General features: G+C 42.6%; 12 protein-coding genes. 10 read left to right on the plus strand and 2 right to left on the minus strand.

The features are described 5' to 3' along the window. The first annotated feature begins 7 nt into the window (after positions 1–7). The 7 genes from A5870_RS06860 (at position 8) to A5870_RS17480 (ending at position 9,016) form a co-directional block, all read left to right on the plus strand. Positions 8–2,020: a beta-galactosidase gene (locus A5870_RS06860; protein ID WP_086292211.1), complete on the plus strand. Its 2,013-nt coding sequence runs from the start codon at positions 8–10 to the stop codon at positions 2,018–2,020. Continuing rightward, positions 2,020–3,777: a glycoside hydrolase family 35 protein gene (locus A5870_RS06865; protein WP_086292212.1), complete on the plus strand. Its 1,758-nt coding sequence runs from the start codon at positions 2,020–2,022 to the stop codon at positions 3,775–3,777. Before A5870_RS06860 ends, A5870_RS06865 begins: the two co-directional genes overlap by 1 nt. A 299-nt stretch (positions 3,778–4,076) precedes the next feature. Further along, positions 4,077–4,316: a hypothetical protein gene (locus A5870_RS06870; RefSeq protein ID WP_081118113.1), complete on the plus strand. Its 240-nt coding sequence runs from the start codon at positions 4,077–4,079 to the stop codon at positions 4,314–4,316. A 15-nt stretch (positions 4,317–4,331) separates the two neighbouring features. Further along, a complete protein-coding gene (gene glyQ / locus A5870_RS06875) occupies positions 4,332–5,243 on the plus strand; it encodes a glycine--tRNA ligase subunit alpha (RefSeq protein WP_086292213.1) in 912 nt (303 codons plus the stop codon). Between the two features lies 1 nt (position 5,244). Next, positions 5,245–7,317: a glycine--tRNA ligase subunit beta gene (glyS, locus tag A5870_RS06880; protein ID WP_081118114.1), complete on the plus strand. Its 2,073-nt coding sequence runs from the start codon at positions 5,245–5,247 to the stop codon at positions 7,315–7,317. Between the two features lie 113 nt (positions 7,318–7,430). Beyond that, positions 7,431–8,123: a helix-turn-helix domain-containing protein gene (locus tag A5870_RS17475; RefSeq protein ID WP_086291571.1), complete on the plus strand. Its 693-nt coding sequence runs from the start codon at positions 7,431–7,433 to the stop codon at positions 8,121–8,123. 35 nt (positions 8,124–8,158) lie between these two features. Further along, positions 8,159–9,016, plus strand: a complete 858-nt coding sequence (locus A5870_RS17480; protein ID WP_236596275.1) for an IS3 family transposase — start codon at positions 8,159–8,161, stop codon at positions 9,014–9,016. A 276-nt stretch (positions 9,017–9,292) separates the two neighbouring features. Here the strand turns inward: A5870_RS17480 and A5870_RS06895 are convergent, their stop codons facing one another. Together A5870_RS06895 and A5870_RS06900 are read right to left on the minus strand one after the other, a co-directional pair. Next, the gene (locus A5870_RS06895) at positions 9,293–9,970 is read right to left on the minus strand and encodes a response regulator transcription factor (protein ID WP_086292214.1); all 678 of its coding nucleotides are present in this window, start codon (positions 9,968–9,970) and stop codon (positions 9,293–9,295) included. An 18-nt stretch (positions 9,971–9,988) separates the two neighbouring features. Next, positions 9,989–11,134, minus strand: a complete 1,146-nt coding sequence (locus tag A5870_RS06900) for a sensor histidine kinase (protein ID WP_086292215.1) — start codon at positions 11,132–11,134, stop codon at positions 9,989–9,991. A gap of 244 nt (positions 11,135–11,378) precedes the next feature. Here A5870_RS06900 and A5870_RS06905 point away from each other — a divergent pair, with 244 nt between their 5' ends. From A5870_RS06905 to A5870_RS06915, 3 genes are read left to right on the plus strand one after another with little or no spacing between them, the layout of a single operon-like run. After that, on the plus strand, positions 11,379–12,608 hold the full coding sequence (locus A5870_RS06905) for an efflux RND transporter periplasmic adaptor subunit (protein ID WP_086292216.1): 1,230 nt from the start codon (positions 11,379–11,381) through the stop codon (positions 12,606–12,608). Beyond that, positions 12,592–13,266: an ABC transporter ATP-binding protein gene (locus A5870_RS06910; RefSeq protein ID WP_086292217.1), complete on the plus strand. Its 675-nt coding sequence runs from the start codon at positions 12,592–12,594 to the stop codon at positions 13,264–13,266. Before A5870_RS06905 ends, A5870_RS06910 begins: the two co-directional genes overlap by 17 nt. Then, a complete protein-coding gene (locus A5870_RS06915) occupies positions 13,263–14,468 on the plus strand; it encodes an ABC transporter permease (protein ID WP_086292218.1) in 1,206 nt (401 codons plus the stop codon). Before A5870_RS06910 ends, A5870_RS06915 begins: the two co-directional genes overlap by 4 nt. Positions 14,469–14,476 lie beyond the last annotated feature (8 nt).

Consider the following 14,476-nt stretch of genomic DNA (forward strand, 5'->3'; position numbering starts at 1 on the left):
CACTTACATGACAAAATTTTTTGATAGAATACTATTTGGCGGCGATTATAATCCAAATCAGTGGCCGAAAGAGATTTGGGAAGAAGACATTCGGATCTTTAAAAAAGCAAGTATCAATAGCGCGACCGTCAATGTTTTTTCATGGGCAAAGATCCAACCCTCTGAAAATTGTTATGATTTTGAGGAATTGGATCAAATCATCGAAAAATTAAGTACGGAAGGTTTCGACATCGTCTTAGCCACTTCCACAGCTGCTTTGCCAGCTTGGATGTTTAAGAAGTATCCAGAAGTCGCTCGCACCGATTATGATGGACGCCATCATAAGTTTGGGCAACGGCACAATGCCTGTCCCAACAGTTTGGTTTATCAAAAATACGCAGAACGCTTGGCAACGAAATTAGCCGAACGTTACGGCGAAAATCCACAAGTGACTTGTTGGCACATCAATAATGAATACGGCGGCGAATGTTATTGCGACAACTGTGAAAAAGCGTTTCGTGTCTGGTTAAAGGATAAATATCATACGATCGAAGCACTGAATAAAGCCTGGAATATGGAATTTTGGGGTCATACCGTGTATGAATGGGATGAAATCGTGCTGCCAAATGCGCTGTCAGAAGGAATCGGCTATGAGAAGACAGCATTTGCGGGTATTTCCATTGACTACCGACGGTTCAACTCGGATAGTCTTTTAAAAAACTATATGATGGAACGGGACGCTATTCGAAAAATTGATCCGACAACTCCGATTACAACGAATTTGATGGGAACCTTTAAAGGACTGGATTATTTCAAGTGGGCAAAGGAAATGGACCTTGTTTCGTGGGATAATTATCCATCATATAATACGCCATGGAGTTTAGTAGCCATGACCCATGATCTAATGCGTGGCTTGAAACAACAGCCCTTTATGTTGATGGAACAAACACCTTCGCAACAAAACTGGCAACCTTATAACTCGTTGAAAAAACCGGGACAAATGCGGGCACAAAGTTACCAAACCATCGCGCATGGGGCGGATACGATCCAATACTTTCAATTACGACGTTCCGTTGGCGCTTGTGAGAAATTCCATGGCGCGGTCATCGAACATGTCGGTCATGAAGACACGCGAGTTTTTCGAGAAACAGCCGCTCTTGGGGCGGAATTAGCGCAGCTTTCAGACATCATTGGGACGCAATCTCAAGCACAAGTTGCTTTGATTTTTGATTGGGACAATTACTGGGCATTAGAATACACCAGTGGTCCGACCGTTGATCTGAAATACGTAGAACAGATCCATCGCTACTATCGGTATTTTTACGAACAAAATATTGCCGTCGACTTGATTCCCGTGGATGCTGACTTATCAAAATACAAATTAGTCGCAGCACCGGTTCTCTACATGATCAAAGAAGGGATGCAAGAGCGGCTCACTGATTTCGTTAAGCAAGGCGGTGCTTTACTTACAACGTATATGAGCGGCATCGTTGATCAATCAGACAATGTTCACTTAGGCGGTTACCCTGGCCCCTTGCGGGAGTTATCTGGCATCTGGGTGGAAGAAATCGATGCATTAGCCCCAGAACAATCAAACGGGGTTTCCTTAGTCAATGAAGAACTGACAGGAACCAGTAATTTAGTCAGCGATCTGATCCATTTAGAAACCGCTGAAGCGCTAGCGCATTATACAAGCAATTTTTATGCAGGAATACCGGCAGTGACGAAAAATACGTTTGGTGAAGGAACTGTCTATTACTTTGGTGGCCAGTTGGAAGATCAGCTACAAGATCAGCTTTTCAAAACAATCGTCGAAGAAACCGGTATTACCCCAGTGATCGAGGAGGCAACAAAACTGGAAGTTGCTTGTCGTGAAAATGCAGAGGCGAAATTCTTCGTTATCATTAATTTCCACGAAGAAGCACAACCTTTACCAGAAATTTTCGTCGGAGAAACGGATCTCCTGACGGGTGAGGTTCTTTCTTCAGAAACGAAACTGGCACAGTACACCACCTATATCGTCAAAGAGGAGCGTAACTGATGCGAACTTTTGCTATTGAAGATGACTTTTATTTAGACAACAAGCCTTTTAAAGTGATCTCTGGAGCGATCCACTATTTTCGTGTCGTTCCTGAATATTGGCAAGATCGTTTAGAGAAGCTACGCTTGATGGGCTGTAATACCGTGGAAACCTATGTTCCTTGGAATCTCCATGAAGCACAAGAAGGTGTCTATCAGTTTGAGGGGATCCTTGATTTGCGGCGGTTTATCCAAACGGCACAAGAAGTAGGGCTTTATGTCATTTTGCGACCAGCACCTTATATTTGTGCGGAGTGGGAATTTGGTGGGCTGCCTTATTGGCTATTGCAAGATCCTATGATGAAGCTTCGGTTTGATTATCCACCATTTATGGAAAAAATCACTCGTTATTTCGCCCATTTGTTTCCACAAGTGCGGGATCTGCAGATCACCCAAGGTGGTCCGATTTTAATGATGCAAGTAGAAAATGAATACGGCAGCTACGCCAATGACAAAGAGTATTTGCGAAAAATGGTGGCTGCGATGCGGCAGCATGGTGTAGAAACGCCGTTAGTGACCTCTGACGGACCTTGGCACGATATGCTAGAAAACGGCAGTATCAAAGACTTGGCTTTGCCTACGATCAACTGCGGCTCCAACATCAAGGAAAACTTTGAAAAACTTCGAAGATTTCACGGAGAAAAACGGCCATTGATGGTCATGGAATTTTGGATCGGCTGGTTTGATGCCTGGGGTGACGACCAGCATCATACGACCTCCACAGAAGATGCAGTAAAGGAATTACAGGATTGTTTAGCATTGGGTTCTGTCAATATCTATATGTTTCATGGTGGGACCAATTTTGGCTTTATGAACGGGTCAAACTATTATGAACGCTTAGCGCCGGATGTCACTAGCTATGATTACGATGCCTTACTGACAGAATGGGGAGAACCTACTGCCAAATACCAAGCCTTCAAAAAGGTGATTGCTGACTATACGGAAATTCCTGAGTTTCCCTTGAGTATGGAAATTGAGCGAAAAGCTTATGGAACATTCTCAGTGAAAGAACGAGTCTCCTTGTTTTCGACGATCGACGCGATCAGTCAACCGATCATAAGTAATTACCCCTTATCGATGGAAGCCTGCAATCAAGCGACAGGTTATATCTATTATCGCTCACTGATTGGGTCTGCTCGGAAGATTGCCGACTACCGTCTGATCAATACGATGGATCGTGCCCATACATTTATCAACCAGGAACTTTTGCGCATCGATTATGATCAAGAAATCGGTCAAACCTACAGTTTCGATTTATCAGAATCAGAAAACGAGTTGGGGATCTTGGTGGAGAATATGGGGCGGGTCAATTATTCCGTAAAAATGAACCATCAGCACAAAGGCATCAAAGACGGTGTGATCATCAATGGCGCCTTCCAAAGCAACTGGGAAATCTATCCCTTACCGATGGATAATTTGCATGCCATTGATTTCCAAGGAAAATGGCAAAAAGGACAACCAAGTTTCTCACGCTTTGAATGTGTTTTTGATGAATGTGCAGATACCTTTATCGAATTGCCAGGCTGGGGTAAAGGGTTTGTCCAAGTCAATGGTCATATGATCGGCCGTTTCTGGGAAAAAGGACCGCAGCAACGCTTGTACGTCCCGGCACCGTTTTTGAAAACTGGAATAAACGAGATCATCGTTTTTGAAAGTGATGGGAAAATCGCTGATGAGATCGTCTTTCATGATCACGCGGATTTAGGTCCAGAAGCATAAAAGTTCAAATTAGTCATTGACAAACCCTAGCTTCAACTACTATCATAAGGGTAATCGAATCCGTGCTATGACCGGAAGAAAGAAAGAAGTCCATTCCATGAAGCGAACTTGGGAGAGTGAAAGCCAAGTTGGAACCTTATTTCGCAGGCGTCCGTGAGCATGATCAATGAAGCTGCCGACTTGTCGGAAGTAGGGTGGAACCGCGAATGTATCGTCCCTATATCTATACACTCCGTATAGATATAGGGACTTTTTTATGTTTCACACCAAGAATAGCCAAAAACAAAGGAGGTTTTTTTATGTTATTTGATATGACGATTCCAGCAAGTGCGTTTACCGAAAAAAAGCTCAAAGTATTAGCAAGTATTCCGCTGCAGGTTCGCCTTTTAAAGGATGAACAGCTTATCCATGAATTTACAACGAGTCCAGACCAAATGCTTTACGACTTATCTGATGTTTTAGAAGCAGATGTCGTGGTCGAAGTGAAATTGATCCCCGGATCAGTTGTCGAATTTTATCCTGTCGTCAATGCGTTATAAGAAAGGAAGAAAAAGATGAGTAAACTAACTGTGCAAGAAATGATTTTGACCCTGCAAAAATTCTGGTCTGAAAACGGCTGTATGCTGATGCAGGCCTATGATACAGAAAAAGGGGCTGGAACCATGAGCCCATATACATTTTTACGTGCAATCGGTCCAGAACCATGGAACGCCGCTTACGTAGAACCTTCTCGCCGTCCAGCTGATGGCCGCTACGGGGAAAACCCAAATCGTTTGTATCAGCACCACCAGTTCCAAGTCGTGATGAAGCCTTCTCCTGAAAATATCCAAGAGCTTTATTTAGAAAGCCTGCGTCTTTTAGGGATCGATCCATTAGAACATGATATTCGTTTTGTCGAAGATAACTGGGAAAATCCCTCAATGGGTTGTGCAGGTCTTGGTTGGGAAGTTTGGTTAGATGGGATGGAGATCACTCAGTTTACGTACTTCCAACAAGTTGGCGGCTTAGCATGTAAGCCAGTGACATCAGAGATCACTTACGGCTTAGAACGTCTAGCATCTTATATTCAAGAAGTTGAAAGTGTCTACGATCTTGAATGGTCTGCAGGTGTCAAATATGGTGAGATTTTCCGCCAACCTGAGTATGAACATTCAAAATACTCCTTTGAAGTCAGTGACCAAGACTTGCTTTTAGGGAACTTCGATCGTTTTGAACAAGAAGCAAAACGTTGTATCGATGAACGCTTAGTTCATCCAGCTTACGACTATATCTTAAAATGCAGCCATACCTTCAATTTGTTGGATGCACGTGGCGCAGTCTCCGTCACTGAACGTGCTGGGTACCTCGCACGAATCCGGAATATGGCGCGTCAAGTAGCAAAACTATTTGTAGCAGAACGGGAAAACATCGGTTATCCATTGCTTGATCCAGAAGTGGCGCAAAAACTGATTGAGGAGGGAAAATAAGATGGCACAAAACCTATTATTAGAAATCGGCTTAGAGGAATTACCTGCGCATGTCGTAACCCCAAGTATGAAACAATTACAAGAAAAAACGGCAGCTTTCTTAGATGCTCATGCATTACCTTATACAGCAATCGAAGCCTATTCAACACCTCGCCGCTTGGCAGTTTATGTCACCGGTATTCCTGAAAAACAAGCCGATACACAAGAAGACGTCAAAGGACCAGCGAAAAAAATCGCCTTAGACGAAGCTGGCAACTGGTCGAAAGCAGCTCAAGGATTTGTTCGGGGACAAGGATTGACAACCGATGACATCACCTTCCGTGAATTAAAAGGGGTTGAGTATGTCTATGTAACGAAACATACCCAAGGTCAAGCAACCGTTGAGGTATTGAAAGGATTGCAGGAAGTAATCACAAGTTTGACGTTCCCAGTAACGATGCACTGGGCAGATTACGATTTTGAATACATCCGACCCATTCATTGGATCGTTGCACTCTTTGGTGAGCAAGTCATTCCTTTCCAAATCCTTGATATTGCTACCGGTCGCGAGTCAAAAGGTCATCGTTTCTTAGGTGAGGCAGTCACGTTTGATCATGCGGACGAGTATTTGGAAAAAATGAAGCATCAGTTTGTCATTGCTGATCCAAGCGAACGTCAACAAATGATCACTGCACAAATCAACGAAATCGCTCAAGAAAACAACTGGCGGATCGATTTAGATGAAGACTTACTAGAAGAAGTGACAAATCTGGTTGAATACCCAACAGCCTTTGTAGGGGACTTTGAAGAAAAATATCTTTCTGTACCTGAAGAAGTGTTAGTTACTTCTATGAAAGAACATCAACGCTACTTCGATGTCCGCACCCTTGATGGAGAATTGCTGCCGCATTTCATCTCTGCCCGCAACGGGGATGCTGTGAAAATCGATAATGTTATCAAAGGAAACCAAAAAGTACTGACCGCCCGTTTAGAAGATGCTGAGTTTTTCTACAATGAGGACAAAAAGCTAACCATCGACCATTGTGTGGAAAAGCTTAAGCAAGTCACGTTCCACGAAAAAATCGGCAGTTTGTATGAAAAAATGCAGCGTGTTGGATTAGCTGCACAAATCATCGGGAAGACGGTTGGTTTAACAGAAGAAGAACTGACCGACCTTCAACGGGCAGCTCAAATCTATAAATTTGATTTAGTGACCAATATGGTAGGGGAATTCCCTGAGTTGCAAGGAATCATGGGGGAAAAATATGCCCTGATCCAAGGAGAGAAACCAGCAGTTGCCCAAGCGATTCGTGAACACTACATGCCGATCTCAGCAGAAGGCGAGCTGCCACAATCGAAAATCGGGGCTATTTTAGCCATTGCGGATAAATTAGATAGCTTACTTGCGTTCTTTGCCGTTGATATGGTTCCAAGTGGTTCAAACGATCCTTATGCTTTACGCCGTCAAACCTACGGGATTATCCGCATCCTAGCTGAAAAACGCTGGTATTTCCCATTTGCTCAGTTACAAGAAGAGATTCGCGAAGCCATTAATGCCCAACCGGAAGTTTTTGGGATTCAACTTGCCGCAGGTCAAGAACAAGTGACTGATTTTGTGAAAGGCCGTCTGCGTCAATTCTTACTCAGCAAAAATACGCGTCATGATGTTATTGAAGCTGTTTTAGGCGCTCGTCAAGCAGATATCAGTACGTTATTTGAAACGGCTCAAATGTTAAGAGAACATCTGCAAGACACCGACTTCAAACCATCAATGGAAGCCTTGACTCGAGTCATCAATTTAGCGAAAAAAGCCGAATTGGAACAAGTAGCCATTGATCCCGCCTTGTTTGAAAACGACTCTGAAACTGCCTTGTATGAAGCGGTCTTAACAGTAGAGGACAAGTTCCCACATCAAACGATGGAAGAAAATTACCAAAGCTTAGTAGCACTGCGCCCATTGATCGAAGCTTATTTTGATCAAACAATGGTCATGGTTGAAGATGAAAATATTCGCCGCAATCGTTTTGCCTTGTTGGATAAAATCGCGAAGATGAGTCTGGCGGTTGCTAGTTTAGATGCTTTGATTACGAAATAAAAAGGAAGCTTGCAGTTGCAGGTTTCTAAATAAAAAAAGCTGGAACTGAAAGTGATATGCTCCCCCTATATAGGACACTGAAATATAAAGTGGCTTATATAGGGGGAGTTTGTATGTCTAGAGGAAAAATGAAATTAAGTTCAGAAAAACGGCTAGCTTTTGTAGAAAGAGCTTTAAGAAATGAAGCTAGCATAAATAGCCTGGCCAAAGAAGCACAAGTAAGTTTCAGTACGATAGAAAGGTGGATCACTCTTTATGAGAATGAAGGACCCACAGGTTTACTCCCTACAAAAAGGAATCAATCATACTCAACAGAGTTGAAACTGAATGCGGTCCATGATTATTTAGCTGGAACACATGGTAGCTTAAGAGCTGTCGCCAAGAAATACGGGCTTCGTAACAAAAAACAATTAGAAGACTGGTTAAAGATATATAATACTCATAGAAACTTCAAATCAGAAAGTGGTGGAAGTAGAATGAGTAAATCCAGAAAAACAACATTGAATGAACGAATTAAAATTGTGCATGACTGTATTATCAACGGTCGAGACTATGGGAAAACCGCGATTCAGTACCAAGTCTCTTACCAACAAGTTCGGAACTGGGTGTTGAAATACGACGAGATGGGAGAAAAAGGCTTAGAAGACCGTCGAGGGCAACGAGCGGGAAGTAAACCTGCCAGAACACCCGAAGAAGAAATGCGCGATAAACTGGCTCAACAAGAACGACGGATCAAGTTGCTTGAAATGGAAAATGACCTGTTAAAAAAAGTCAGCGAGTTAGAAAGGAGGCGGGATTTGAATTAGTTCGTCATACGTTTGAATACCAATCGATCAAAGAGCTGCACGAGACAAAAAGCTATCCAATTAACACCATGTGTACCCTGCTCCATGTCACAAGATCGGCCTATTATCGTTGGTTAAAAAATCCCAAACTGCCTGAAGTGGTATTGAATGAACAGTTGGCTGACCTTGTTCGTTATATTTATGAAGCAGACAACGATAAAGGATATCGCAGAATCTGTGAAGATCTCGTGAATGATTATGGCTTTCAAGTGAATGACAAGCGTATTCTTCGAATCTGTCGCAAACTTCAAATCCAATCAACCATCAAGCATTCAGGCAATAGTATCACTAAGGCATCCAAGACTCCGTATCATATTGCGAAAAATTATTTGAATCGAAAGTTCAATGCGGATCAACCGAATCAAAAATGGCTAACAGATGTGAGTGAATTCAAGTATTATGAAGGGGCTGAAGTGAAGAAAATCTATTTGAGCGCTATTCTCGATCTCGCCGATCGTCGCATTGTTTCATTTGTCATCAGCGACAAAAATGACAATAAATTAGTCTTTGATACCTTCGATCAAGCAGTCGCCGCCGAACCAACCGCTCATCCGCTATTTCATAGCGATCGCGGATTTCAATATACAAGTAAAGTTTTTTGCACAAAGCTAAAGAAAGCGAAAATGAAGCAGAGTATGTCTCGTGTCGCCCGTTGTACCGATAATGGTCCAATGGAAGGCTTCTGGGGAATGCTTAAGCGAGAAAAATATTATCGGCGAAAGTTTATCAGTAGAGAAAGTCTCGTTGAAATGATCGAGAAATACATGAACTATTACAACAATGGTCGCTATCAACGATGTTTGAAGAGCAAAACACCGATCCAAGTTCATCAAGAATTATTAATGGCAGCTTAATCACTCCCCCTCTTGGACAAGCGAATAGAATAAATCCGCTTAACCAAGAAGGAGGCCAGTCGAGCAAAGTTGAGGTTAAACAAAGTAAAAAACATAAAAACTGCCTACCGAATTTCGGTAGACAGTCGTCAAAATAATTTTATTCTATTTCATTGTCCACTTGACGGGGAGCCCAGCAAAGAATCAGTTCTGGCTTTTTTCTATGTTTCTCGATTTGCTTGTGTTCAGTCCCAAGAAAACCGTCCTTTTCGTACAATGAAAGGACGGTTTTTGGTGTTAAATTTTATAGCCGATCCCCCAAACGGTTTTGATATAAGAGGACTTCTTGTGGGTATCGTGCATTTTTTCCCGAAGGTTTCGAACGTGGACCATGATGGTATTATTGGAAGACGTGTAATATTTTTCTCCCCAAACCTCTTGAAACATTTCCTCAGAGCTTACCACTTGGCCTTTTCGCTCCATCAATAATTTTAAAATGGAAAACTCGATGGGCGTCAGGGAAAGTTCTTCTTCTTGCAAGAAACATCTTCGCTTATTGATATCTAATTCCAACTCCCTCACGATCAATTTGTTTTGATCTGAGCCGTTGTATTGGGTCGAGCGACGTATCTGAGCTTTCACCCGAGCGATCACTTCCAACGGACGAAAGGGCTTCGTGATGTAATCATCGGCACCAATTGTCAAACCAGTGATCTTATCGATTTCCTCAGATTTAGCTGTCAACATAATAATTGGGTAATGATGCTTTTTGCGGATGATTTTACACAGGTCAAAGCCTGTGATATCTGGCAGCATGACATCAAGAATCGCCAAAGAAAAGCTATTTTGCTCGATCTGTACCTGAGCTTCATGCCCATCTGCACAAGTGATGACAGAAAAATTTTCGTTTCGTAAATAAAAGGCAATCAAATCTGAAATTTCTTTTTCATCTTCAACTAAAAGTATCTTTTCCACTCGTATTGACCTTCCTTTTCAGTTAACTGACTTTCTAGTTTTTTCGTGTTGGTTTGTCGCTAAAGGCAATGTGACGATCATTTGAATCTCATTGTTCTTGCTAGCAGCTCGGATCGTTCCCTGATGCGCCAAAATAATTTCTTTGGCGATCGACAATCCGAGACCTGCTCCACCTGTCTTGGTTGAACGAGCTTGATCCAGACGATAAAATTTTTCAAATAATGCCTCCAATTGTTCTTGTTCGATCGGCTCACTTTGATTTGCTAGGATGAAAGTGGCTGCTTGTTCGTCTACGGTTAGCTGCATTGTGATCGTGGTTTGATCAGGCGCATAGGCAATGGCATTTTTTAACAGATTGTTTAACACTCGCGCTAACTGTTCACTATCGGCTTTTAATTTCAAGCTCTCTGGTCCAGAGTAGCAGATGGTTTGTTCTTTTTCTTTAAGCAGCGGATAGAATTCTTCTTGGATTTGCTTCAGTAAGAAGACGAAATCAAGTTCCCGTTGATACAATTGGATGTCTTGCAGATTAAAACGGGTGATGTCGAAAAATTCATTCATCAGCGTTTCCAAACGCTCAGACTTTTCTAAAGCAATCGTCAAGGATTGCGTCATTTGTTCATGGGTCAAGTTTTTCGTATCCAACAATAGATTGAGATAGCCGATCACTGAAGCTAAGGGAGTCTTCAAGTCATGCGCCAAATAGGTGATCAAGTCCTTGGTGCGTTGTGTTTCTTCCTTTAAAAGAGCCTCATTGCGGTTCATCGTATCTTTTATTTTTAATAATTCATGATCGATTGCTAGGCTGCCCGTCGAACTTGCTTCCGATTGAGAGAAAAAGAGCTGAATTCCTTCGGCGATCCTTGCAATTTTTTTCCTTGAAACATAACGATAACTAAAATAGCAAATCAAGGTAACGGCAAAAACGAGAAAGAAGGAGAATGCTAAGAACAATTGTTTAATAGGGCGCCAGTCGACAAAGGTACCAACGATCATCCCTCCTTCGCCATCACTTGTTTCCACAATGCCATCTGTAACAAGGTTTGACAAAAAATTATCCAGCACCATTTGAATGAGTCTCGTTTCCTTTAATAGCCATAAGGCACCTACCAATAAGAAGAAGCCAACCAGAAAAAAGACAAATGAAGAATATTTACTACGCATGAAACAGTCCTTTCTAACTCGTTCTTGATTCTTTCTTGATTATAGCAAAGAGGAGTAGGAGCGAATAGCTAATTCTTCTTAAGAAATCTTCATATTAATAAAAAAAGAATGGAAAAATTCTATTTTCTTAAGAAATCTTCAGCAGAAATTAAGAGAAACGTTCAAAACGGAAATTGATTCAATGGTTAAATAAAGGTGGTCATTCGATTAACCAATCAGGAAGGTGAGATGTTTGAGAAAGCATATGAACAAATCAAAAAAGAGTTTCATGATCATCAGTAGTTTACTGATCATCGGCAGTTTAGGCTGGACGAGTGCCTGGGGGATTGCTCGTCGTGAAGACCCTTCCATCACTCGAATAACTTTGCAAGATCTGCAACCGAGAGCAGATTTTTACTTAGTAGGAGTCGTTGAACCAGCAAGAACGGTTGAAGTCAAAGTGGATAGCTCAAGAGGATCAGTTGTTGAGAAAAAAGTAGAGGCAGGGGATCAAGTCAAAGCAGGGCAAGCTCTTTTTGTTTACTCTAACCCTGAGGGGGCTTTGGCCATTAAAGAAGCAGAACAGGCGACGGCAAATCGCTCGAGAGCTGTGGAACAAGCAAGACGGCAAACGAATCAAAAATGGGAACAATACAATAAGGTCACGAATCAGCTGGAGGAGACGAAACAAAAAATTGCCAGTGCGGAAGAAGAGGACAAAGAAGGGCTGGAAGATCGTAAAACCGATTTGGAAATGCAGCAAAGTCAATTACTGCTAGAAGCGCAAAACTTGGAAAGCAGCATTGGCGATGCCGAATTAGAGCTGGAACGGGCAGAATTAGAACTACGTTCAGTCAAAGAGCAGCATGGCTCAGACGTCGTGGAAGCCGAAATTGATGGAATCGTTAAAGACGTGGACGAACGACAAATGAATCGAAGCGCAAGTGAAGCGGCTCCAGAGAATCCTTTTATGACGATCGTTGATACCAGTCGTCTCTTTTTAAAAGGGACTGTGGATGAATTTCGTCGCAATCAACTTGAGCCTGGTCAAAAATTTGAACTTAGAGACCGTAATGGCGGCAGTCAGCGATGGACTGGAAAGATCACCCGAGTTGGGGATATGAAAGAGCCTTCGGTAGTGGTTGAAGAACAAGGCGCAAACCCTAATTTGTCGCAATTTAGTTTTGAGGTCGTTTTAGATGAAAGTGTGGAGCCACCTAGTATTGGCATCCATTGTTTTGTAGAACGCATTGAGGAAGAGCAAACCGCGATCAAGCTGCCCAAATCTTTCGTATTTTATGAAGAAGATAGGCCCTTCATCTACGTCGTTGAGGACCATAAAATTAGTAAACTATCCGTGGAAATCATGGAAGATGAAACGGATGAAGCCATGTATCTGTTAGAAAGTGAACTGGATATGCAAGTGGCGCTCGTCTTCCCAACAGTTCGGATCCAAGAAGGAATGGATGTGAGACCAAATGATCCAACTGATTGATGTCTGCAAAACGTTCCCACAGGGCACTAGCGAGATTCACGTTTTGAAAAAAATCAACTTAACAATCAATGCTGGCGAGTTTGTTTCCATCATGGGCCGATCAGGATCAGGCAAGTCGACCTTGATGAATATTATTGGCTGTTTAGACACGCCAACAACGGGCAGCTATCTACTTGATGGTAAAAATACCAGTCAAATGAGTGAAGATGAACTGTCCGAGATCCGCAATCAAAAAATCGGCTTCGTGTTTCAAAATTTTGAACTGTTGCCCAAACTATCCGTTTTACAAAATGCTGCCTTACCGCTCTTGTATGCTGGTGTCAATCAGGAAGAACGAACGACTCGAGCAATTCACGCTTTAGAAAGTGTCGGATTGAGGGATCGGATCGATTTTAGGATCAATCAGTTGTCAGGGGGGCAAAAACAACGAGTAGCGATCGCTCGGGCATTAGCAGGAGAAGCAAATGTGATCTTAGCGGATGAGCCGACGGGTTCTTTAGATACCGCTAATAGTCATGAGATCATGGCGCTATTTACTAAGCTGAATCATCTAGGAAAAACAGTGGTTTTGATTACCCACGAACAAGAAGTCGCGGACTATGCAAAGCGGCAAATCGTCATTAAAGATGGTGAAGTTGTTGAGGAGGGCACAAGATGACCGAAAATATTCGCTTAGCCATTCAAGCAATCTACCAGCATCGTTTGCGTTCCTTGTTGACGATGCTAGGAATCATTGTCGGGATTGCCTCCATCATTTCCATTGTGAGTATCATCAACGGAAATACTGAGAACATGAAAAAGCAGCTGATTGGTGGTGATACTAACTCGATGCGGATTGAATATGACGCCAGAAGTGCTTTTTTAGCGGGCGAAAGCGGCAGAAATGACCGTTTGCCTGATTACGCCCCGCAACTATCAGAAGGAGAGCTGCAAAAGCTGTTGACTATTGATCACGCCAAGAACGTTAGCTTGTTCTATGAAGCCAATCTGACAGTTTTCCAAAGAGACCAGCAAACCGATACGACAGTGCTAGGCATGGATGGCGGGTTCTTTGAAATTTTGCCCCATACGATCCTTGCTGGCAGAGCAATGACTGAAACCGAATTGCAGACACAAAAGCAAGTTGCGGTGATTACGAAAGATTTGGCGGAAATTTTTTTCTCGTATCGTGATCCTATCAATCAACTGATCGAAATCAATGGGACGCCCTTTCGCATCGTTGGCGTAGCTGTTTCTGACACGGAGCAACTGTCAGGGAAATATGTCTTCATCCCTCGAGGCAGCCAAAGTTTCGTCGAAGGAAAGCTCAACCAAAGGCCAACAGTGCTGTTTCAGGCAACGAATGCGGACATCTTAGAATCAGCAGTCGTTCAAGCCAGCCATGAATTGACCAAGAGTATTCCGCCTTCAGATTTTGTTTTTTCCATCCGCAACTATGATGAAGTGCAGAAAATGACCGATGATATCAATCGATCGAATATGATTTTACTGGGGGGAATTGCTAGCATTTCCTTACTCGTCGGTGGGATCGGTGTAATGAATACGATGCTGGTCAGTGTGACAGAGCGTACCAGAGAGATCGGTTTGAAGAAAGCATTGGGTGCCAAACGTAAAGTGATTTTGCAGCAATTTTTGACTGAAGCAATCGTTTTATCGGTGATCGGGGGGCTGATTGGCATCATCGTCGGTCTGTTGATCAGTCTGATCGCTTTGCGTCTGTTAGAGTATCCGATGACGATCTCATTGTTATCCATTTTGATCAGTGTGTCATTTTCAATGCTGATCGGTACTATTTTTGGTTACTTACCCGCTTATAAAGCGTCGAAATTAAAACCGATCGAAGCATTACGCTATGAATAAAAGGAAGG

The organism is Enterococcus sp. 2G9_DIV0600, from assembly GCF_002140615.1.
Taxonomy (GTDB): Bacteria; Bacillota; Bacilli; order Lactobacillales; family Enterococcaceae; genus Enterococcus_D; species Enterococcus_D innesii.

Coding starts and splice junctions, on each gene's coding strand:
- A5870_RS06860 (WP_086292211.1), top strand. CDS start 8: ATGACAAAATTTTTTGATAGAATACTATTTGGCGGCGATTATAATCCA.
- A5870_RS06865 (WP_086292212.1), top strand. CDS start 2,020: ATGCGAACTTTTGCTATTGAAGATGACTTTTATTTAGACAACAAGCCT.
- A5870_RS06870 (WP_081118113.1), top strand. CDS start 4,077: ATGTTATTTGATATGACGATTCCAGCAAGTGCGTTTACCGAAAAAAAG.
- glyQ (WP_086292213.1), top strand. CDS start 4,332: ATGAGTAAACTAACTGTGCAAGAAATGATTTTGACCCTGCAAAAATTC.
- glyS (WP_081118114.1), top strand. CDS start 5,245: ATGGCACAAAACCTATTATTAGAAATCGGCTTAGAGGAATTACCTGCG.
- A5870_RS17475 (WP_086291571.1), top strand. CDS start 7,431: ATGTCTAGAGGAAAAATGAAATTAAGTTCAGAAAAACGGCTAGCTTTT.
- A5870_RS06900 (WP_086292215.1), bottom strand. CDS start 11,134: ATGCGTAGTAAATATTCTTCATTTGTCTTTTTTCTGGTTGGCTTCTTC.
- A5870_RS06905 (WP_086292216.1), top strand. CDS start 11,379: ATGAACAAATCAAAAAAGAGTTTCATGATCATCAGTAGTTTACTGATC.
- A5870_RS06910 (WP_086292217.1), top strand. CDS start 12,592: ATGATCCAACTGATTGATGTCTGCAAAACGTTCCCACAGGGCACTAGC.
- A5870_RS06915 (WP_086292218.1), top strand. CDS start 13,263: ATGACCGAAAATATTCGCTTAGCCATTCAAGCAATCTACCAGCATCGT.